The organism is Peptoclostridium sp. AF21-18, assembly GCF_003478825.1.
Lineage (GTDB): Bacteria > Bacillota > Clostridia > Peptostreptococcales > Peptostreptococcaceae > Peptacetobacter.
In genome coordinates this window covers 26,831-48,505 of the sequence record NZ_QUGE01000007.1, presented here as the reverse complement: position 1 = coordinate 48,505, position 21,675 = coordinate 26,831, and the positions used below count along the sequence as shown (strand labels likewise).

Sequence of the window (21,675 nt, the reverse complement as noted above, 5' to 3'; positions counted from 1 at the left end):
CTAATAACCTAAGTTTTCATTAAGGAATATTACATGCATTCTATCTCCCTGAACCTGTTTTTTTATAGTAGTGTAATTGTCACAAATTCTATCTGGACTTGAACAATTTGCACACATTCCTGTAGTTGCACAAGGAGTTTTTCTATTTAATCTCTTTGTATTTGCTGGAGCTGCTATTGATTTCACTCTCTCTATTGCTTCAGCTTCATTTTTTACTATTTTGTTAGCACCTACAATTACGATTACCTTATCTGGTCCATACATCATTGCAGCAACTCTGTTTCCATTGCCGTCTACATTGTAAAGTTCCCCATTTTCTGTTATAGCATTAGTACTTGTGAAATACGCATCGGCAGAAAATGATTTTCTAAATATTTCTTTTGTATCTGCTGGAGTTAGTCCTTTTTCGTATCTATCAAGGAAAGTATATCTTCCTTCTCTTAAATAGTCTATTATTCCTGTTTCAAATAATGTCATTGAACCACCACAAGCAACAACAGAATCTTTAGCTACTATTTTTTCTATAGTTTCTATAAGTTCTTCCTTGTTGTTTACAAGATATCCATTCATATTATTTGCTTCAAGAGCTTTTATTGTTTTTTCTATTCGTTTTTCATTTAACCATTCTACATTTTTATCCATGTCGAACACTTCCTCACCACAATTTTTTTAATTATAACTATACTATTTAATTAATTATAATTTTATTTTATATTATAATGATATCATATTTATGAAAAATTTACTGAATTTTATCTTCATAGATTTTTATAATTTCATCAAAAGAATTTTCTATTTTGCTTTTATCATCAAAGTTAAAGCTTCCATCTAATCCTAGTTTTATATCATTTTCAATTATATCTAGTATTTGATTCATTCCCTCTAGTGAAGTTGGTATTTTTTTATATTCTGTATCTAGTTTTTCTTTTAACTCTTTATCTTCGCCGTCTTTATCAAGTTTAGAATATCTATCATCTAGATATACTTTTATTTCCTCTTTGTCTATTTTTTTAATTGCTTCTCTTTTTTCCTTTACATCATCTAAAATAGATTCTAATTCTTCTTTAGATACATTCCAATTATTTTCTTTTATTGGAGTTATAAAGTTATTGTACCATTCTAATTCAGATTCAAATCTTAAATCAGTAAATTCGTCATTCATTTCTGATACTTCTCTTATTCTTTCTTCTGTAAGTTCTTCCTGCTCAGCATTAGTTTTAGCCTTGCTACATCCTGATAAAACTAATGTCATCATCGCAAAAAGGATTATGATTTTTTTCATTTAATCACTCTCTTCCTATTTTGGATTTTATTTTATTATCTTACTATCTCAACAACTTCTCCGTTTAATGAGAATGATCTAGGCTGAGTTATTTTTACATTTACTAATTTACCTATTAAATTATCTTCGTTACTGTCAAAGTTTACAGTTTTATTCTGTCTAGTTTTTCCAGTGTATCTATTTTTATCTTTTGCGCTTCTTCCTTCAACTAGTACTTCAACAACTTTATCCTGATAGCTATAGTTTATATCATTAACTATTCTGTTAACATGTTCTAATACTTCATCAAATCTTCTATGTTTTTCATCTTCTGGAATCTGATCTTCCATTTTAGCTGCTGGAGTTCCTTCTCTTTTAGAGTATATAAATGTAAATGCTGAGTCATATTTAGTTTCTTCTATTACATCTATAGTGTCCTGAACATCTTCAAGAGTTTCACCTGGGAATCCAACCATTATATCTGTACTGAATGCTATGTCAGGGATTTCTTTTCTAACTTTTCTTACTATGTTAAGGTAGTCTTCTTTTGTATAGTGTCTATTCATTTTCTTTAACAGAGCACTACTTCCGCACTGAACTGGAAGATGTAAGAATTCACATATCTTTTCACAGTCTCTCATTGCATATATAACTTCATCAGATAAGTCTTTTGGATGAGATGTCATAAATCTTATTCTTTCTAATCCTTCTATTTTGTTAACTTCTCTTAAAAGCTCAGCAAATGTCATTGGATTTTCAAGAGTTTTTCCATAAGAGTTTACATTCTGTCCAAGTAAAGTTACTTCTTTTGTTCCATTTGCAACTAATTCTTTTATTTCATCAAGTATATCCTGAGGCTCTCTACTTCTTTCTCTACCTCTAGTGTAAGGAACTATGCAGTATGTGCAGAAGTTGTTGCATCCATACATTATATTTACAAATGCTTTTAGTTCAAATTTTCTGTTACTGTGTAACCCTTCTATTACTTCTCCGTCTACATCCCAAACTTCAACTATATTTTTTCCAGTTGTCATCTGTTTATATAGTAGTTCTGGGAATCTATATAGGTTGTGAGTACCAAACATTAGGTTTACATGTTTGTGATTTTTTTTGATTTCTTCTACAACATGTGGCTGCTGCATCATACATCCACAAAGCGCTATTTTTACGTCTGGATTTTTTCTTTTTGTGAATTTTAGCTGTCCTAAGTTTCCGTATACTTTCATTTCTGCATTTTCTCTTACTGCACAAGTGTTGTATATTATTAGGTCTGCTTTGTATAGTTTTTCAGTTCTTTCGTATCCCATTCTTTCAAGCATGTATGCTAGTTCTTCTGAGTCGTGTTCATTCATCTGACACCCGAACGTACCAAGCCCAACTGTTGGCTTTCTTCTTTTCTTTTTAGCCCATTTTTCATTTAAGACTCTTACTTTGTCCATGTATACTTCTTGTTCTTCTAGTTTTATTGGATCTAGTACTTTCTGTCTTGGTTTCTTTACTTCTTTGTTTATGTTAATTGTTTCCATTTTTTTCTCCTTTTCTATTTATAACTATCCTTTTTATTTTATCATAATGCAAAAAATAAAAAAAGAGAAGAACAAAAGTGTTCTCCTCAAATATAATATTATAGTCATTCTTTTTATAAATTTATCTACATTAAAACTAATTTAAAAAACTATATTTTCATATTCTACTTACATACATAGATTATATAGCTTTTACTTATTGCTAAAATAAAAACTATTATAACTATGTATATATTCTTTATGAAATTCTTTTAATTATTTTGTAATCCTAAAAAACGATTATACCGATCTTCATCTGAACAGAGTTTTAAAAATTCTATTTCTCTCTTTATAATAAGTTTTTCTATTTCTGTATCAACTTTTTTAACTTTTTCTCTAATTAATGATTCTACTAAATCAGTTAATGGTTCTCCTAAAGATTTTTTGAAATTAAAACCTAATATTTGCAATATAGTAATTGTTTCTTTAGAAATAATAGATTTTATTATTTCTAATCCTTCTTTTATTTTTTCTTTTTCTTCCTCTTCAAAACCAGTTTTTTTCAATATCTGTTCAGCAAGAGGGATTATATTTTCTATAATATACTCTATTTCATTATCAGTTATCTTTTGTGTTATTATTTTTTCTTGGTAAGCCTGTGCTATTTGTATTAAATTATTTTTATCTGATATTAGTTCATTTATTATCTCTTCTAACTTTATAATAGTTTCCTCATTATCACCCTTTTTCTTAGCAACATTTATCTTATCAAAAATTGATTCAACGCTTCTATTTCCAACTATATTAGCCAACTCCATACCTAATGTTAAAATTTCTTTTGAAACCATTAATACACACATCCATTCTAATTAATAAATTTTTTAATCATCTAATATAACTCTCTATAAATCTCCATCATCTCTTCAACATCAAACTTCACATAACTCTGATTCAACAGACGCTGCTGACTCTTCTCAACACTAACAGCAAAACTCTCTATCTCATCTTCCTTCATACCATACTCTCTAAGAGGCTTTCTAACGATAACCTTTCCAAGCAGCTTCTCAATCTCAGGATAAACATCATCTGGATCACATCCCATAACTCCACCTAAAAACTCATTAAGCTCTGTAATAAATCCTGTTGGATTTGCAGCCTGATAATACTTAAACACCGCTGTCAAGAACTGATAATTAGCTTCTCCATGTGTAACATGGTACACTCCACTTAAAGGATAGCTCATCGCATGCACTGCCCCTGTTCCAGCATTAGCAAATGATATACCCGCTAAATTAGAAGCAACTAAAAAATCTTCTAACAAATTAAATCTATACTCTGGTCCATTTTCTGTAATAAGTTTGAATCCTTTTAAAAGCATCTCCATTGCTTTAGTTGCAAACATTCTTGTATATAAATTGGCTTTTGGTGAAACATAACTTTCAATTGCATGGATTAGTGCATCAATTGCACTAGTTGCAAAGAAATCATAAGAAAGCTCAGTTAAAAGCTCTGGTATTATTATCGCATAATCTGGGAATATTGATGGATCTGCAAGCCCTATTTTTGTACCCATTTCGACAAATTCAGCTATAGATACACTACTAACTTCACTTCCTGCACCACAAGTAGTTGGAACTGCTATTATAGGTAGTTCCTTTTCTAGTGGTATTTTTCTCTGATAATAGTCAGCTGCATCTCCATTTCCAGCTAGAACAAGGATTTTTGCCATATCTATAACTGCTCCACCACCTATTGCTATTATACGATTGCAGCCAGATTTTCTAAAATCCTCTAAAAGAGCATTCACCATTACATCTGTAGGCTCACCTTTTCCATAATCGCTCTTAAAGAACACTTTCGCTTTAAGTCCCATATCTGCAAAATACTTATTGTAAATTGTCTTTGTAGCTAAAATAAAATCTTTTTCTCCTATCTCAAACTCTTTAACAAACTCATCGCAGTTTTTATACTGATTTACCTGAGTTATATTTTGAAACATTTTCATAATACAGTTTCTCCCTTCTAAAAAACATCCTTCTTATTTTTAATTATTTTTATAGTTTTCTTAAACTATTTATATATCCATTTCATTTAATATTCTTTTTAATTCTCTTAACTCATCAGCTGATAGAGTAACTCCTTTACCCATCTTCTCATGTCCTGGTGCCCAATCTCTTATATCATATTTTGGTGCTCTATCATTCCAACTTATTAGATTTATCTCCTTAGTCCATCCAGAACTATTTTCTGAAACAACTCCAACTTCTTTGACTATATCGTATTTTATACCTGCCATATAAATCACCCTTTCAAAATTAATATCTAAATAGATTATACTACAAATCCACAAAATTTATAAAAGTTATATTTACAAAAACACTACTTGTAACATTTATAAAAATGTACTTAACCAATGGTTAATTTTTTTGATTAAAAGTTGAAAACAGCTCCATTGTCCCCAGCTAACACTTTTGATATCATAATCTTAATAAGAAATGCATTTCATACAAAATATAGATTTCTACATAACAAAGGACGTGACTTTATGAACATAAATGAAATAATAAAAGAAAAAAGAAAAGCTCTTTCTCTAACTCAAGAACAACTTGCTAACCAGCTTGGTGTATCTACTCCAGCCGTTAGTAAATGGGAAAGTGGAGCTTCTTACCCAGATATAACAATACTTCCAAATCTTGCAAAAATATTAAAAACAGATATAAACACTTTACTATCATTCCAATCAGATTTATCCGATGAAGAAATAAATAATCGGATAAAAGATTTATCAAGCTTTGCACTTAATCACACTATAGATGAAATATTTGAAAAAGCAATGGATATAATTTCAGAATATCCAAACTGCTACAAACTAATACTAAACGTAGCTTTATCTTTAGATGGGTTTGCAATATTTAAAGTAGGAAACTCTGATTTAGATAAGCTTGAAAAATTATCACTAAAAGTAGAAGAATTATATCGAAAAATTATGGACTCTACAGATGTAAATATAAAAAGTCTTGCTCGGCAACAGTTAATATTTAGAGAAGTTAATAGAAAAAATTTTGATAAAGCAGAAGAACTTTTAGAAACCATTCCTGATAAACTAATGGTTGATAAATCAGAACTTAAAACCAGAGTGGAATTCACTAAAGGTAACTTAAACGAAGCTAAAAAAGCTGCTCAAGAAAAGTTGTACGCACTTGCTTCAGATGTAAATTCTCAATTATTACTTCTTTTAGATATAGAACTCAATCAAGGAAATATAGAAACAGCTAAATATATCACTGACGTATCTTGCAATCTATGCAAAACACTAGATATTTGGGAATATACAGCAAACTTAGGTAAATTCCAATTCTACATTAAAACTAAAAATGCTGCTGCTTTTGTAGAAACACTTTCAGCACTTATAGAAACATATGGTGATATATTTAAACAAAATAGCTCTCCTCTATATAGTGAAATTAACCTGGTTAAAGATAACTATGATGATAATTTTACTAATAATTTTATAGACACATTTATGTCTACTATAATAAAATCTCTTGAAACAGATGATGAGCTTGACTTTGTGAAAGATAATCCAAAATTCAAAGAAATCATAGCATCAGCTATAACAAAATCAAATAGATAACTTTATAAAAATAGGCTACTCTTTTCCCCAAACAACTGATACAGTAGTCTATTTTTTTATCCAAAAATTTTCATGCCAAAAGACCCTTGATATATTTTTAATTTTCTAAAAACATAATGACTATCTCAAGAAAACGATATATAATATAAGAAGATAACATAATAAAATAAACTGAAAAATAATATTTTTTTATAAAAACAAAAAAGTTTGTTAAATTTATTCATATTGTTAAAAGAAAAACAAGCTTATGTATTAAACTATTAATTTATAACTTTAGGAGGATGAAAATATGGGACTAATTGCAAATTATCAAGAAATTAATACAGAAGACCTTGACAGAATTGTCGAAACTATTGAATCTGAAGTCGAAATAAACTTATATAGAGAACTAGATAATTTAGCTAACAATGAATCTTTAAACCAGTACAACATGGATAAAATGTGGGATTCTTTAAACTTTTTAATAACAGAGGAAACTCACGAAGACTTATCTTTTAAAAGCTTAGTAACAGACGCTATTTTTGGTAGCTGCCAATTCCCTGATGACATGGTAGATATTTATCTTGCATTTGTGGCTCCAGATGGTGTATGTGATGTTGCTGATGCACTAAATGATATCGATATAGATGAGTATCTTGACGAATTTGATATGAAAAAATTCGCTAAGTATGAAGTATACCCTAACATTTGGGAACATGAAGATGAAAAAGAATTGATAAAAGCGGATTTAAAAACTTGTTTTGAAGATCTTAAAGAGTTCTACACTGAAACAGCTAAAAACGGAAACTGTGCTCTAGTATTTATAGGATAGTATTATAAAATAACTAAAATAGTATTAAATTACTTTTAACAATAAAAAGACGGTGAATTACTTCAACCGTCTTTTTTTATTCCATTTATTCATTATCTTCGCTCATTATTCCAAGCTCATCGATTTTCTTTTTAATTTCTTTTAAATCCTCAAATGCCGTTCTTTTCTTTGCTGCATCTCTAAGTAAAGCTGACGGATGGTATGTTGCAATCATCCAACAGTTCTTTTTCTTGTACCAAATACCATGCTCTTTAGTTATTCTAAACTTAGAATCGATAATAGACTGAGCTGCTATTCTTCCTAAACATACAATAATCTGTGGTTTTATTAGAGCAAACTGGTATCTTAAATACTCTATACAGCAATTTTTTTCGTCTGGCTCTGGATCTCTATTACCAGGTGGTCTACATTTCACAACATTTGCAATATAAACATCGTTTCTACTAAGGTCTATACAAGCAAGCATCTTATCTAGTAGTTGTCCAGCTGGTCCAACAAAAGGTACTCCAGAAAGGTCTTCCTTTTCACCAGGCCCCTCTCCAATAAGAAGTATCTTTGCCTTTCTATTTCCTCCACCTACAACTACATTTGTCCTGTTTTCTGCGAGTCTGCATCTATTACAGGTTTTGCAAGCAGATTCTAGTATTTCCCATGAAAACATACCTATCACCTAGCCTAATTTAAATTAATAAATTCATTATTATTTATGGTCATGTCCACAATCACAGTCGTGGTCATGGCATCCACAGTCACAATCAGCTGCGTGTTCTGCTTCATGAGCTTTTACTTCTTCTTCCATAGCTTTAAATTCCTGTACCATAACTTCGTATTCAGGTAAATCTTTTTCTTCATTTTCTTCACCTCTCCAGTCAGCGTACATCATCTGATCTCCATTAGTTAAAACTACTCTTCCTGATAAAGTTACATCGTCTATTTCTTCAAGTCTTTCTATATGTTTTTCAAGAGCATCCCCTTCCATTGGAGCATCTTCATCTAAACACTGAACTACCATTACTGGAGCATAGTATCCTTCTTCATCTACAACATTAACTAAAACGTCTATTTCACCTTCCATACCTTCTGCAAATTCAGCTAGTGGCACATTAGTATCTATCATATCTAGTGGCACATATAAATTTTCTGTTAAGTATTTTATTACTCTATCCTGAACTAATTCTTTTGACATTTTTTATTCCTCCTAAAATTTTTTAAATTATTTTAATTTCATATAATTATTTTACCACATTCTCTTTATACTTAACATTTTTATTTATACTTTCAAATATTTTTTCTACCTTTAAATTCTATTATTTTTATTGAATTAAAAATTCTTTTTATTATCATAATAATAGTAGAACAATCTTTTTTTAATGAATAATTTGTAACTTATTTATTCATTTTATTTACAATTCACTATTCTTTTGTAACCTTAATAACATAATTGTAATCGCATTATTCAAAAAAATAGTGTATATTAAGTATAGTGAATGTGCAGTGTACCTCACTGCAAATTTATTTTTAGGAGGTTTAATATGAAGATTAAACAGAAATTATCTGCATTAGCACTTTCAGCTACAATGATATTAAGCAGTCTTTCTATAGCTTTTGCAGATGGATCAAAAGTCGTTACTATTGGAGCCGACTTAAATGCTCAGCAGAGACAGATGATGTTAGATTACTTCGGAGTTTCTGAAAATGAAGCAATGATTATAAACGTAACAAACGCAGAGGAAAGAAAATATCTTCAAGGCGTTGCAACTGATGCACAGTTAGGTAGAAGAACTATCTCTTGTGCTTATGTTGAACCCACTGCAGGAAAAGATGGTATCAACGTAAAAACAGCTAACCTTACTTGGGTTACAAGCTCAATGATAGCTTCAACACTTACTACTGCAGGTCTTACAAGTGCCAACGTAATAGCTGCAGCACCATATGCAGTTAGTGGTACCGGAGCATTAACAGGTGTTATAAAAGCATTTGAAGATGCTTCTGGAGAAAAACTAGATGAAACTAAAAAAGAACTTGCCAATGAAGAGCTTGTTACTACTGGTGATTTAGGTGATGAAATCGGTCAGGATAAAGCTGCTGGTGTTGTAAATGACGTTAAAAATGAGGTAATAAAAGAAGGAACTAGTGATACTACTCAGATTGCCGACATAATAAACAACGTTACTAATAACTACAACGTAACTCTTACACCAGAACAAATTCGGGCACTTACATCTTTAATGGAAAAAATTAGTGCTCAGAACTACAACTACAACGATATAAAAGTTACATTAGAAAATGTTAAATTCAATATAAATGAAAATCTATCAGCTATAGGTGAAAATGTAGATACAGTTGGTTTATTTGAAAAAATAAAACACTGGTTTGCTAACCTAGGTGGTGGAGCTGACACTGGTATATTAGAACAGACTGATGAATCAGCTCTTGGATCTGATGCTGTTGTAAATGCTACACAGGACAAAGTTGAAGAAGCTGCAAATGCTGCACTTGATAAAGCTGGTGAATTAGCAAGTCAGGCTGCCGACAAAGCAGGAGAAGCTGCTAGTCAAGCCGCTGATAAAGCTAAAGAAGCTTATGACAAAGCAGAAGAACAGGGATTATTTGACAAAATAAGAGCTTGGTTCGAAAATGTTTTAAGTGGATTTGGTAACTAATTACATATATTTGCTAACTATTAGCTAAAGGATAATAATATGAAAACTAAATTTAAAAAAATCATTGCACTTCTAAGTGTTTGTACTATATCAGTACTTGCATTTGTAGGATGTGCTTCAAATAAAGACATCGTGTATTCTAATATGCAAGATACTAAATCAAGAGAAGAAGTCTTCTCTGAGCTAAAAAAACACGATGTATCAGATAATCAGATAAATAAATTAAATGAATGGATGGATGACTTCAACTCTTATGTAAAAGATGGTCAACTATCTAATGGCTTTAAAAATATGGATGGAGATTTAGTCGATTACTCTACTCTTGAGCTCAAAGACATGCCTTCATACTATGTAAATTGTAGATTAACGTCATTTATGATTATGAAAAACACTTTAACTACAAACAGCAAACCAGATAACTCTGATACATATTTAATGCTAGACTTAGATGCCATAGATACTGATAAGCAGATTTCTATGACTGATCAGGAAAAGCTAAACTATACTACTCTATTCAACTGGATTCCTCTTGATAATGCTAAGACATTAGAACAGCATCAGAAAAAAATAGAAACAGCGTTAAAGGATAGAGATATTAAAATAGACGAATCTAAGGGATTATCTATTATAAATATCTACGTTCACTCTACCTTTGACAATGTTCGTTTTGTAGGACATACTGGTATACTTATGGATACCGATGATGGACTTTTATTTGTTGAGAAATATGGTCCTGATACTCCATTCCAGGCTACAAAATTCCACAATAGAGAAGAATTAAAAAAATATCTATTAGCTAGACCTGATTTATACGGTGAAAAAGACGAAGTAGCTCCAATAATAACAGAAAACAATAAAGTAGTATAAAAATAAAAGGGATGTTGTAACTTATGGTTTCAACACCCCTTTTTTATATCCACTCTCATATATAGGCAAATAAATACTAACTACAAATTTTTCTTCTTCCTTTTTTATTCTAATATCCCCACCATACTTATTTATAGAAGATTTTATACTTTCAATACCTATCCCATGATAAAACTTATCCTTTTTAGATGTAATAAATCTACCTTTACTATCTTTACTAGAATGGATATTTTTAGACTTGCTATTCTCACATCTTATAACAAAATATCCTTTTATACTAGTCGTTCTCAATATAATATATCTCTTTTGATCCTCATCTATCTTAGCACACGCTTCTATAGCATTATCAATCAAATTCGAAAAAATACTACTTATATCAATCATATCCATAAAATCACATTCTCTAAAATCTATAAGTGTGTTAAACTCTATCTCATTTTTTATACATTCTTTATTTTTCTCAAATAAAATAATATCTAATAACGTATTTCCAGTACTATACACACAACTATTTTCCTGAACTTCTTTCTCTATACTATATATATACTCGTCTATTTCTGAGCTATTATTTTTCATAGATTTTATATTTTTTATATGGTTGTTCATATCGTGATATACTTGCCTCATTTTTTTCTGGTTTTCTTCCATATCTAAGTAGTACTTATACTGCATTTTTAATTTCTCATTCACAATCTGCATTTTTGCATTTTCTTTTTCTGATTTCACATAATTTACAAATATAAATATCAAAATCATATTTATTATTACTAAAATATACGGAAATACAGATTCTATAAATCCAGATAAATTTATAGTAGATAACATTTTATCGTATTCTATATTATTCTCTACCAAAATTTCATAAAAATCTTCAATTTTACTTGAAAATGTATTTAAAAATACAATTATCAAAGCATTTGTAATAATCGCCAATGATATGTATATTTTGTATTTATTTTTATTATAAAAGTCATTTAATCTATTGTAGAAAAATACACCTATAAAAATAATAGTAGAACTTATTATTAAGTCCATTAAACATATTGTATATGCATTGTATTTTAGTGACATAGATATCATCCAATAAATAGAAGACTCTAGCAGAATATATAAAAAACTGTAGATAAGTGAGATTATAACCGTATTTCTGGCATCTAAATCATATATAAACCTACAAATCAGGTTGAGCATAATTATAATAGCAGCTAATATTTGAAATCTTACCATTCCAAAAGGAAGCCCTATAAATAAAATCGTTGCTACTATTACAATATATGTAACTATACTTCTAAAATCTTTTCTTAGGTTTAAATAATATCCTCTTTTATTCATAAGTATTAAAAAACCGACTACAAATAACAACATATTTATAGAAGATAAAACTCTATACACACTATACAAATCTAACATAGCTTATCCTCTATCATATTAAAGAACTTATCTTTTATTTCTTTATATTTATTTCTACCCAAAGGAATTTCCTCATCATTTTCAAGAATAGCAGTATATCTTTTTATGCTCTTTATATATTCTAAATTCACAAGGTAGCTCTTGTGGCATCTTATAAACGTATCACTATTTATTTCACTTTCAAAATTACTCATAGTACCTTTTGTTTCATAAATCCCATTTAATGTATGAACAGTTATATCATTTTTCTGAACTTCAATATACATTATATCTTTTAAACTAAGCTTTACCCTTGTATCTCCTTCTTTTATTACAATGCTTTTTTTCAATAGATTTATATCATTTAAACAATTTATTAAACTAGTTTGCAAATCATCGTATTTGACAGGCTTTAGCAAATATCTATATGCTTTCACCTCATATCCTTCTAAAGCATATTCTACAAATGAAGTAATGAATATTATCTCTACTTTATCATCTACTTTCCTAATCTCTCTAGCAGTTTCCATCCCATCTATTCCATCCATTTGTATGTCCATTAAAATTATATCTGCGCCATTTTTATATGCCTCTATTAAACTCTCCCCAGAATTATATATTTTTATTTCATATTCTATATTCAAATCATCTAAAATATCTACAACTTTAGACCTTACAAACTCTTGATCATTCTTATCATTTTCGCATATTACTATATTTACCAATTTTTCCTCCACTACATCAGTTAATTTTATAATATTCAATTTAATCTTATCTTACACATTTATTTATGTCAATCGACAAAAAAAGAAGTGACTATCATTCATTTATGTTTTAGTCACTTCTTTCTTATTCACTTATTACCATAAAACAAACCAAGGACAAGATTATTAACTACTCTAAAGCGACAATGCTGCAAGTGCCTCACATCTTCTAAATGTGTTACATAGATGTGTGAGGCACTGAAGCCCTGGAGCACAGAGTAGTTATAATCTTGTCCTTTTGATTTATGATGCTCTTCCATTATTCATATTTATCACTCTATCTGCAATTTTCATTGTAGATTTTCTATGAGATACAATTACAATCGTCTTTTTATCTCTTTCTTCATTTAATACTTTTAAGATAGCTCCTTCATTTAAACTATCTAAATTACTAGTAGGCTCATCTAGCAGAATAATATCGCTATCGTGTAAAAATGCTCTAGCTATACCTATTCTCTGTCTTTCCCCACCAGAAAGCTGATGATGTCCTTCACCGATTATAGTATCGTATCCATTTGGAAGACTTTCAATAAACTCGTGTATATTAGCCTTCTTGCAAGCCTCTATCACATCTTCATCAGATGCATTTAAATTAGCAAGTTTTACATTATTCTTTATACTATCTACAAATAAATATGTATCCTGAATTACATAACTTTCAGAATCCCTTAAATCGCTAGTATTCCAATCTTTTATATTTGTTCCAGATATATTTATCTCCCCTGATGAAGTATCAAAGAATCTCATCATAAGTTTAAGCAATGTAGATTTTCCAGAGCCACTCTTTCCAGAAATACCTACAATCTCTCCCTTTGCAATATTCATACTAACATCATCCAATATAATTTCATCTGGATTTGTATTATATGCAAAGTTTACATTTTTACATTCAATTAATTTTAAATTATTTTCATCGCTTTCATTTAATTTTCCTGCGATAGACATGCTTTCATTTCCTTCAACTTCTTCTATTAAAGGAGTTTCTTCAAGTATATTTAATATTCTATCTCCACTCGCAAATGTATGAAGAAGATTGTTTGCAAGATTGCTAAGTGCTGTAACTGGTCCAAAAGATCCTAGTAATCCTATAGTACATATCACTGTACCCTCGTTACTAATCATTCCCTTTGAATTTAGATACACGCAAGTCAATAGCATTATTAAAGAAAATCCTATTATCAGGCTATCACAATTTCCTCTTGATCTACCCTCGCATTTTTTTAAATCATCATTTAATTCTGCTAAGTAGTCGCTCTGTCTGTCTATTTCTTCAATTCTATCTTTTCCATATCCATACTGAACTACTTCTCTAAGTCCTCTTATACTATCTAGTAGATATGTATTTATCTCACCAAACCGTCCTCTATATGTACTCCCAGCTTTTTTCCCCATGTTGCTAGTTATCATTGGAAGTATTGCCCCTACAGATATATAAGCCACAAGTGCAATAAGTGCAGCAATTATACTGTACTGAGCAAAGAATACAACCATTATAAGACAAGTTATAAATGCTATACATACAGGTGAAATTGTATGTGCATAGAATACTTCTAAAAGCTCTATATCACTAGTTATTATAGATATTAAGTTTCCCTTATCTTTACCTTCTAGTTTTGCTGGAGCTAATTTTCTAAGTGCTTTAAATACTTTATCTCTTATTATAGCAAGTAGTTTGAAGGCTATATAATGGTTTGAAGCCTGTTCTCCATATCTAAGCGCACCTCTTAAAACTGCCATAATTCCAACAGCTATAAATACAGTTTTTAAACTTATACTACTCTCTCCAATTATAGAAAGTAATCCATATCCACCCATTATCGCTATAAATATGGCACATAAAAATCCTACTACACCAAGCAGTATAGCCATTATCATTATAGGAAGCATCGGCTTAACAAGCCCTATAAGCTGCATAACAATCTGCATTCCACTTCTTTTTCTTTCCATTACATAGCCTCCTCTCTAACATATAATTCTAATTCTTTCTGAGCTGTGTACATTTTTTCGTACTGTCCTTTTCTTTCCATAAGCTCCCTGTGAGTTCCTTTTTCTATAATATTTCCCGAATCCATCATGTATATCTCATCACTTTCTACAACATTTGCAAGACGATGCGTAATCTGTATAACAGTTTTTTCTCTTTTTAATTTCTTTATTAAATCAACTATTATCTCTTCACTTTCTACATCTATATTACTTGTTGCCTCGTCGAATATGTATATCTCGCTATCGTGAAGTAATGCTCTAGCTATACAAAGTCTCTGTCTTTGTCCCCCTGATAAATTGCTCGCCTGCTCAGCAATCTTAGTATCTAATCCTTCTAATGTAGAGAAGAATTCGTATAAATTTACTGATTTCAACGCATCCAATAATTTATCGTCTTTTATATCATCTCTTCCCATAAGAAGATTTTCCCTAACTGTTCCTTTAAATAAATAATTTTGGAATGAAACCATAGTCATTAGTTTCATCTTTTCATCTGTGCTTATTTCTTCTGCATTTCTATTTTTTATAGATAATTTTCCAGAATTTATTTTATTGTATCCCATTAAAATAGAAGCTAATGTACTCTTTCCACATCCAGATTCTCCTACAATAGATACAAATGAGTTTTTAGGTATTTCAAATGATATTCCCCTTATAACATTTTTACCTTCTTCATATCCAAATTCTATATTTTCTCCTGATATATATATATTATCTTCTGTATTTTTATCCACAGATACTTCTTTTACATTATTAGAATATTCTTTTTCTACGTTTGAATCTTCTTCCATATCTATAAGTCTAAACATTTTTTCACTTGCAGCCATACCATTCATAGCTATGTGGAAGAATGATCCAAGTAATCTAAGTGGTATAAAGAACTCAGCAGATAAAAGTATTATCGCAAGTGCCTGAGAGAAATCTATATTTCCCTGTGCAAATTCTAAACTTGCAAATACAACCCCTAGCGCACTTCCTCCGTATGCAATTAAGTCCATCAATGTAACTGAGTTTAGCTGCATTGTAAGGACCTTCATTGTTATTCTTCTAAAGTTTTCTGCGTCTACATTCATTTCTTCATTTTTGAATTCATCGCTCTGATATACCTTCAATGTTGTAAGTCCCTGCATATTATCTAGAAAATGATCTCCAAGCTGAACATAGCTTCCCCAATATTTTGCAAGTAATTTCTTTGCAAATTTCTGTATCCGTATTATTGATATCGGTATAAGTGGAACGCATATAAACAGTACAAATGCTGTCTTTAAGCTCATAAATGATACAAGTACAAATAATGTCATCGGTGCTAATAAACTGTAAAATAACTGTGGTAAATATTTACTAAAGTATATTTCTAGCTGCTCAACACCCTCCGCAGATACTTGTAGTATTTCTGATGTAGAGAATTTATCTTGATATTTATCTCCTATTTTTAATAGTTTTTCATAAATCATATGTCTTAGCTTGCTCTTTACTACCTTACTTGACTCACCTGAACATACTGATTCTTTATACATAACAATATGTCTTATCGCCATAACTACAATAGATATAATAGCTGTTTTTATTATTTCCCCTGTTTCTGCTCCTCCATTTATAGCCTTTTGAAGTAGGCTAGTCAGTGTAAACACCATGACTATATTACATAATAGTGCTATCCACTGTAAAAATACCTGTAGTTTTATGTATTTTTTAGTATCCCCCATTTCATTTATAAGTCTTTTATTTATCATCATATCTTTAAATCTCCTATCAACCTAACCTTTATCATGCTTTAAATTTTAATTATGCCCTAATTGTTTTAACCTTGAATATAAAGTAATAATACTTAAATGCTATAAGAGCTAAGATTGTCATTCTTCCGTATATATTGTTCATTGAAAAGAATGCTCCTAAAAGCAATATAGATGCAAAAGCTAATATATAAACCTTTGTATTCATTTTCATCTCTCTATTATTTACAAAGTCCTCAAGATGATTTTTATAAAGTTTTGTTTTCTTAAACCAAGAGTCTAATTTTTTACTTCCTTTTGCAAAGCATATTGCAGCCACCAATAAAAATGGAGTTGTGGGAAGTACTGGAAGTACAATTCCTATAGATCCTATAATCATCGCCACAAACCCCAAAACAACATATACTATTTTCATATCAAAACTCCTCCTATGTGTATTATTATACATATTATTTTTTTATTCCTTTCTCTTTTTTATAAATGATATTTAATAGTTATTGATATTTAATATTATTTACGACATTATTGTTTTATCACTATTGAAATTATTTCGCAATAACTTTTAGTATTAGTTGATAATGTTCTTCAATAAATAAGCATAAAAAAAGACTGTCACAAGTTATTATTGCAACAGTCATTTTTTATGCTTATTTATTCTTTTCTTCTTCAAAGTAAGGATTTGGGACACTTACTATGATTACTTTTGTCACCTTATTAGTCTTATTTAAAAGAGAATGATTTTGATTTACTATCTTGCTATCTTCTCCATTCTTTAACATCACTTTATTCTTATATGAATAATGTATTGAATCTCCTGGATATAGGTCTACCTCTGATTCAGCCATATTTAGAGTTAATATACCTTCTAGAACATATATAAATTCTTCTCCCGAATAATTAAATCCATCGCTTTCTGCAGTTCCAGGAAGTATCTCTATTAATTTTGGAAACATTATTTTATCAGTTAGATTAGAAGATAGATGATAATTTATATACTTACCATCTGTTATCTCAAAGACTTCTTTTTCATAACTTCTTATAACAGTTTTTTTATGTTCTTTTGGTTTCATAAAGAAATAAGTTAAATCTACTTCTAATACATCAGCAATTTTTTCAAGTGAGTCTGTAGCTACACTTGTAAGACCTCTTTCTAACTGCGATAAAAATCCTATTGATAGATTCGTTTTTTCGCTCATATCTTTAAGAGTCATCTGTTTCTGTGTTCTGAGTCTTTTTATTTTAGCACCTATATTTTTATTCATTAAGCTCACCCCTACAGATTTATTTTTTATATACTATCCTATCCACATATTTTTATGTAGACAAAAAATTTAGAAAATTCTTTTGTGCTTCATTTATTCAAGAATTTTTCTTTATACTTTTATTGTATATTTTTTTCTGATAAAAAACAATCTATTATGCAAATAATTTTTGTATACATTCAATTTTTTATATTTTAAGGTATATTTTTTTATTTTATCAGTTTAAAAAATGTTTTCTCTTTTATTATTATGAATATTATTTTCTTAATCAAAAATGAACTATAATATAAAGTTTATTTTTTTATTAGTATCATTAAAATTTTTAATAACTTTTCTTTATAGAAAGAAAACCCTACAGATTTAAAATAATTTTTATTATCTGTAGGGCTTAATTATTTAGTATTAATTTTTTAGTTTTACAAAATCTTTATGGTTTAATCTGGTTTAGAAAGCTGGTATTATAGCTCCGTTGAATTTTTCTTCTATGAATGTTTTAACTTCTTCACTATTTAAAGCTGCTGATAATGCTTTTATTTTTTCACTATCTTTATTGTCTTCTCTACAAGCTAATATATTAACGTATGGAGAATCTGATTCTTCTAATGCTATAGAATCTTTAGTTGGGTTAAGATCTGCTTCTAAAGCGTAGTTAGAGTTTATAACTGCTATATCTACATCTGCTAAAGCTGTTGGTAACTGTTCTGCATTCATATCTATTACTTCTATATTTTTAGGATTTTCTGTTATATCTACTTTTGTAACTAATTCTTTGTCCGCTAGTTTGATTATTCCATTTTTAGCTAATAATTCTAATGCTCTTGATCCATTTGTTGGGTCATTAGGTATAGCTACTTTTGCTCCATTAGGTAAGCTAGCTAAATCTTTTAAATCATTTGAGTATACACCCATTGGTTCTATATGAACTTTTGATGTGTAAGTTAATTTGTATCCTTTTTCTTTAACTGTTTCTTCTAAGTATGGTATATGCTGGAAGTAGTTAGCGTCTAATGATCCTTCATCAAGTGCTGTGTTAGGTAGTACATAATCACTGAATTCCTGTACTTCTAATTCATATCCTTCTTTTTCAAGTAATGGTTTTACTGCTTCATTAAGAATTACTGCATGTGGGTTAGCTGTTGCTCCTACTACGATTTTTTTATCGTCTTCTGCTGATTTTGATCCACATCCTACTACTGATAATGCTATTACTGATGCTATTGCTACTGATAATAATTTTTTTAATTTCATTGTTTTGTCCTCCTAAATTTGTAGTTCTTTACCTTATGATTTTTATAATTACTGATTATTTTCAGTTTGATGTATATCCTTAGGTTCTGCAGCTACCTAAGGATTTTTTATAATCCCGATTAATACGGGTTATAGGCTATTGTTTTAAATTTATTTTCTATCTTTAATCTATTTATCCTAGTTTTTGATTATATTTATTTTATGTTTTTATTATTTTAGTTTTTTGTATATTACATTTCCTAATGACTGTATTATCTGTACTAATATTGCAAGTGCTACTACTGTGTATAACATTACGTTATCATCAAAGCTCTGGTATCCATAAACTATAGCTACTTTACCAAATCCACCAGCTCCAACAGCTCCTGCCATTGCTGTACATCCAAGTATTGATATTATTGAAAGTGTTATACCTGATATTATTGAAGGCATTGCTTCTTTTACCATAACCTTCCATATTATCTGTGATTTTGTTGCTCCAAATGATCTCGCTGCTTCTATAAGTCCTTCATCAACTTCATTTAATGCACTTTCAATTACTCTTGCTATAAATGGTGCTGAACCTACTGTTATTGGAACTATTGCTGCTGTTTCACCTATACTTGTTCCTACTATTACTCTAGTTAAAGGTATCATTGCTATCATTAATATAATGAATGGGAAACTTCTTAAAATATTTACTATGAATCCCACTATTGAATTTACTGTTTTGTTTGGGCTTAACCCGTTTGGTTTTGTAAGTACTAGTATAACTGCCATCACAAATCCTATGATTGTTGCTAATACTGTAGGAACCAATGTCATGTATATTGTTTCCCCTAATGCTCCAAGGAATAATTTACTTAAGAAATCGCTAATTGACATTTTCTATTTCCTCCCATCTTATATCTTTATCGGTTAAGAATTTTTTAACCGCTTCTCCATTTTTATCTGGTACATTTATTATTAAAGATCCAAGTACATCATCTTTGAATTTTTCAAGTCTACCAAATACTATAGATACGTCTATGTCTAATTCTCTTGCCATGCTTGTTATTATTGAATCATTTGATATGTCTTTAGGGAATAGTATTTTTACATTTGTTCCCTCTGGAAGAACTATATTTTCTTCACCAAGTAATTTTCTAAGACCTGCTGTATTTTTTAGGAATATTTCTTCTGTTTCTCCTACTTCTAATACCTGTCCATTTTCCATTATTGCTATTCTTCCACATATCTGTTTTATAACTTCCATCTGATGAGTTACAACAACTACTGTTATTCCCATCTTTTTATTTATGTCTTCTATTAAAGTAAGGATTGATTTAGTTGTATTTGGGTCAAGTGCTGATGTTGCTTCATCACAAAGTAAAACTTTTGGATTAAGTGCTAATGCTCTTGCTATTGCAACTCTCTGTTTCTGACCTCCTGATAAGTTTCTAGGTTTATCATTTCTTCTTTCCTTTAATCCTACTAAATCTAAAAGCTCCATTACTCTTTTTTCTTTTTCTGCTTTTGAGTATCCGAAGCATTCTAGAGGAAGTGCTACATTTTCAAATACTGTTTTTCTTTCTAGTAATGAGAAATGCTGGAATATCATTCCTAAATCTTTTCTTAGCTCTCTCATTTCTTTTTCGTTAAGGTCTTTAACCTCTTTACCATCTACTTTTACGCTACCTTCTTGATAAGGTTCAAGTCCATTCATACATCTTAGTATTGTAGATTTTCCTGCACCACTGTGTCCTATAATTCCGAAAATCTCACCTTCATTTATCTCAATATTCACATCTTTCAGAACTTGCTTTTCCCCAAAGAATTTGTTAACATTCTTTACTGAAATCATATTATCTTCCTTCCTTTCCTTACTTCCATCTCATCAATCAAATTAAAAAATGCCCGAGTATAAAACTCGGGCATTACTGTACGGATTTATACTCATCTATCAACTGATTATTACTAGTTGCAGGATTTAGCACCGCTGTATATATTGAAATATACCGGTTGCCGGGTTTCACAGGGCCAGTCCCTCCACCTCTCTTGATAAGACGTTACTTATTTATTTTTTCTATTTGATGTTTTGTGTTCATCTATCTTGATTAATACTATATAATTTTTTAGAAAGTTTGTCAATACATTTTTTCACAGTTTTTTCTTTTTTCAGAAAATTAACATCATATGAATTTTTTCTTCTTTATTCAATCTATTGAAATTTCAATTTCTCCGCAATTTTTAAATTCTCCAAATTTTATTTTATTTTTTATTATTTTATAAAAGATTTGCAAGTATATAATAATTTTGTTAAATTTTTTTTACAAAAAAAGAATGGGTCTTCTAAGGGTCCCATTCTACACGCAGATTATTATTTTTTATAATTGATTGTATTACGAGGACAACCAATCATTTTCAAGAAACGTTTTCTTGTGTTTTTCATTTTAACATTATTTGCAATTTTTTTCAAATTTATCTATTTATTTTTATATATTATTTTTTTTATATTAGTTTTTTACAATAAAAATGCTGCTGCAAGATATCTATCATAACATCTTTACAGCAGCATTTTGGTAGGGCTACAC

The 21,675-nt window shown here is 29.6% G+C and carries 21 protein-coding genes and 1 riboswitch; of the genes, 4 read left to right on the top strand and 17 right to left on the bottom strand.

Going from position 1 to position 21,675, the window contains the following annotated elements:
• The 6 genes from DWX74_RS04940 to DWX74_RS04915 all read right to left on the bottom strand — a co-directional run bounded on the left by DWX74_RS04940 (position 1) and on the right by DWX74_RS04915 (position 5,062).
• Positions 1-642 carry a lactate utilization protein gene (locus DWX74_RS04940; RefSeq protein WP_118548981.1) on the bottom strand — a complete coding sequence of 214 codons (642 nt, stop codon included), beginning with the start codon at positions 640-642 and terminating at the stop codon, positions 1-3.
• Positions 643-742: 100 nt separating this feature from the next.
• Entirely contained in the window at positions 743-1,282 is a 540-nt protein-coding gene (locus DWX74_RS04935; RefSeq protein WP_118548980.1) for a hypothetical protein, read from the bottom strand.
• 35 nt (positions 1,283-1,317) lie between these two features.
• Positions 1,318-2,787 carry a tRNA (N6-isopentenyl adenosine(37)-C2)-methylthiotransferase MiaB gene (gene miaB, locus DWX74_RS04930; protein WP_118548979.1) on the bottom strand — a complete coding sequence of 490 codons (1,470 nt, stop codon included), beginning with the start codon at positions 2,785-2,787 and terminating at the stop codon, positions 1,318-1,320.
• Between the two features lie 251 nt (positions 2,788-3,038).
• Positions 3,039-3,614: a hypothetical protein gene (locus DWX74_RS04925; RefSeq protein ID WP_118548978.1), complete on the bottom strand. Its 576-nt coding sequence runs from the start codon at positions 3,612-3,614 to the stop codon at positions 3,039-3,041.
• Positions 3,615-3,655: 41 nt separating this feature from the next.
• Positions 3,656-4,771 carry a 4-hydroxybutyrate dehydrogenase gene (locus DWX74_RS04920; protein WP_118548977.1) on the bottom strand — a complete coding sequence of 372 codons (1,116 nt, stop codon included), beginning with the start codon at positions 4,769-4,771 and terminating at the stop codon, positions 3,656-3,658.
• Between the two features lie 69 nt (positions 4,772-4,840).
• Entirely contained in the window at positions 4,841-5,062 is a 222-nt protein-coding gene (locus DWX74_RS04915) for a YdbC family protein (RefSeq protein ID WP_118548976.1), read from the bottom strand.
• A 249-nt stretch (positions 5,063-5,311) separates the two neighbouring features.
• On the opposite strand from DWX74_RS04915, the gene DWX74_RS04910 reads away from it, so the two are divergent.
• Both DWX74_RS04910 and DWX74_RS04905 read left to right on the top strand, forming a co-directional pair.
• Positions 5,312-6,400, top strand: coding sequence for a helix-turn-helix domain-containing protein (locus tag DWX74_RS04910; protein WP_118548975.1), 1,089 nt, complete (start codon positions 5,312-5,314; stop codon positions 6,398-6,400).
• A gap of 289 nt (positions 6,401-6,689) precedes the next feature.
• Complete coding sequence (locus DWX74_RS04905) at positions 6,690-7,211, top strand: YfbM family protein (RefSeq protein ID WP_118548974.1); 522 nt, start codon at positions 6,690-6,692, stop codon at positions 7,209-7,211.
• Positions 7,212-7,296: 85 nt separating this feature from the next.
• Here the strand turns inward: DWX74_RS04905 and DWX74_RS04900 are convergent, their stop codons facing one another.
• Positions 7,297-7,872, bottom strand: a complete 576-nt coding sequence (locus tag DWX74_RS04900; protein ID WP_118548973.1) for a uracil-DNA glycosylase — start codon at positions 7,870-7,872, stop codon at positions 7,297-7,299.
• A gap of 39 nt (positions 7,873-7,911) precedes the next feature.
• The gene (locus DWX74_RS04895; RefSeq protein WP_006439242.1) at positions 7,912-8,397 is read right to left on the bottom strand and encodes a hypothetical protein; all 486 of its coding nucleotides are present in this window, start codon (positions 8,395-8,397) and stop codon (positions 7,912-7,914) included.
• 346 nt (positions 8,398-8,743) lie between these two features.
• Between DWX74_RS04895 and DWX74_RS04890 the strand changes: the two genes are divergently transcribed.
• Both DWX74_RS04890 and DWX74_RS04885 read left to right on the top strand, forming a co-directional pair.
• The gene (locus DWX74_RS04890) at positions 8,744-9,874 is read left to right on the top strand and encodes a DUF1002 domain-containing protein (RefSeq protein WP_118548972.1); all 1,131 of its coding nucleotides are present in this window, start codon (positions 8,744-8,746) and stop codon (positions 9,872-9,874) included.
• 39 nt (positions 9,875-9,913) lie between these two features.
• Positions 9,914-10,741, top strand: a complete 828-nt coding sequence (locus tag DWX74_RS04885) for a DUF4300 family protein (protein WP_118548971.1) — start codon at positions 9,914-9,916, stop codon at positions 10,739-10,741.
• Positions 10,742-10,762: 21 nt separating this feature from the next.
• Here the strand turns inward: DWX74_RS04885 and DWX74_RS04880 are convergent, their stop codons facing one another.
• The 9 genes from DWX74_RS04880 to DWX74_RS04840 form a co-directional block, all read right to left on the bottom strand.
• Positions 10,763-12,151, bottom strand: coding sequence for a sensor histidine kinase (locus DWX74_RS04880; protein WP_118548970.1), 1,389 nt, complete (start codon positions 12,149-12,151; stop codon positions 10,763-10,765).
• The gene (locus tag DWX74_RS04875; RefSeq protein WP_118548969.1) at positions 12,145-12,855 is read right to left on the bottom strand and encodes a LytR/AlgR family response regulator transcription factor; all 711 of its coding nucleotides are present in this window, start codon (positions 12,853-12,855) and stop codon (positions 12,145-12,147) included. The genes DWX74_RS04880 and DWX74_RS04875 overlap by 7 nt, the downstream gene beginning before the upstream one ends.
• 282 nt (positions 12,856-13,137) lie before the next feature.
• Complete coding sequence (locus DWX74_RS04870) at positions 13,138-14,841, bottom strand: amino acid ABC transporter ATP-binding/permease protein (RefSeq protein WP_118548968.1); 1,704 nt, start codon at positions 14,839-14,841, stop codon at positions 13,138-13,140.
• Entirely contained in the window at positions 14,841-16,616 is a 1,776-nt protein-coding gene (locus DWX74_RS04865; protein WP_118548967.1) for an ABC transporter ATP-binding protein/permease, read from the bottom strand. The genes DWX74_RS04870 and DWX74_RS04865 overlap by 1 nt, the downstream gene beginning before the upstream one ends.
• Before the next feature lie 49 nt (positions 16,617-16,665).
• Positions 16,666-17,028, bottom strand: a complete 363-nt coding sequence (locus DWX74_RS04860) for a YbaN family protein (protein ID WP_118548966.1) — start codon at positions 17,026-17,028, stop codon at positions 16,666-16,668.
• Between the two features lie 232 nt (positions 17,029-17,260).
• Positions 17,261-17,875, bottom strand: a complete 615-nt coding sequence (locus DWX74_RS04855; protein WP_006439232.1) for a helix-turn-helix domain-containing protein — start codon at positions 17,873-17,875, stop codon at positions 17,261-17,263.
• A gap of 444 nt (positions 17,876-18,319) precedes the next feature.
• Positions 18,320-19,123, bottom strand: a complete 804-nt coding sequence (locus DWX74_RS04850) for a MetQ/NlpA family ABC transporter substrate-binding protein (RefSeq protein WP_006439230.1) — start codon at positions 19,121-19,123, stop codon at positions 18,320-18,322.
• Positions 19,124-19,333: 210 nt separating this feature from the next.
• The gene (locus DWX74_RS04845; protein ID WP_118548965.1) at positions 19,334-19,987 is read right to left on the bottom strand and encodes a methionine ABC transporter permease; all 654 of its coding nucleotides are present in this window, start codon (positions 19,985-19,987) and stop codon (positions 19,334-19,336) included.
• Positions 19,977-20,945, bottom strand: coding sequence for a methionine ABC transporter ATP-binding protein (locus tag DWX74_RS04840; RefSeq protein ID WP_006439228.1), 969 nt, complete (start codon positions 20,943-20,945; stop codon positions 19,977-19,979). The genes DWX74_RS04845 and DWX74_RS04840 overlap by 11 nt, the downstream gene beginning before the upstream one ends.
• Positions 20,946-21,034: 89 nt before the next feature.
• Positions 21,035-21,149, bottom strand: a riboswitch (SAM riboswitch).
• Positions 21,150-21,675 lie beyond the last annotated feature (526 nt).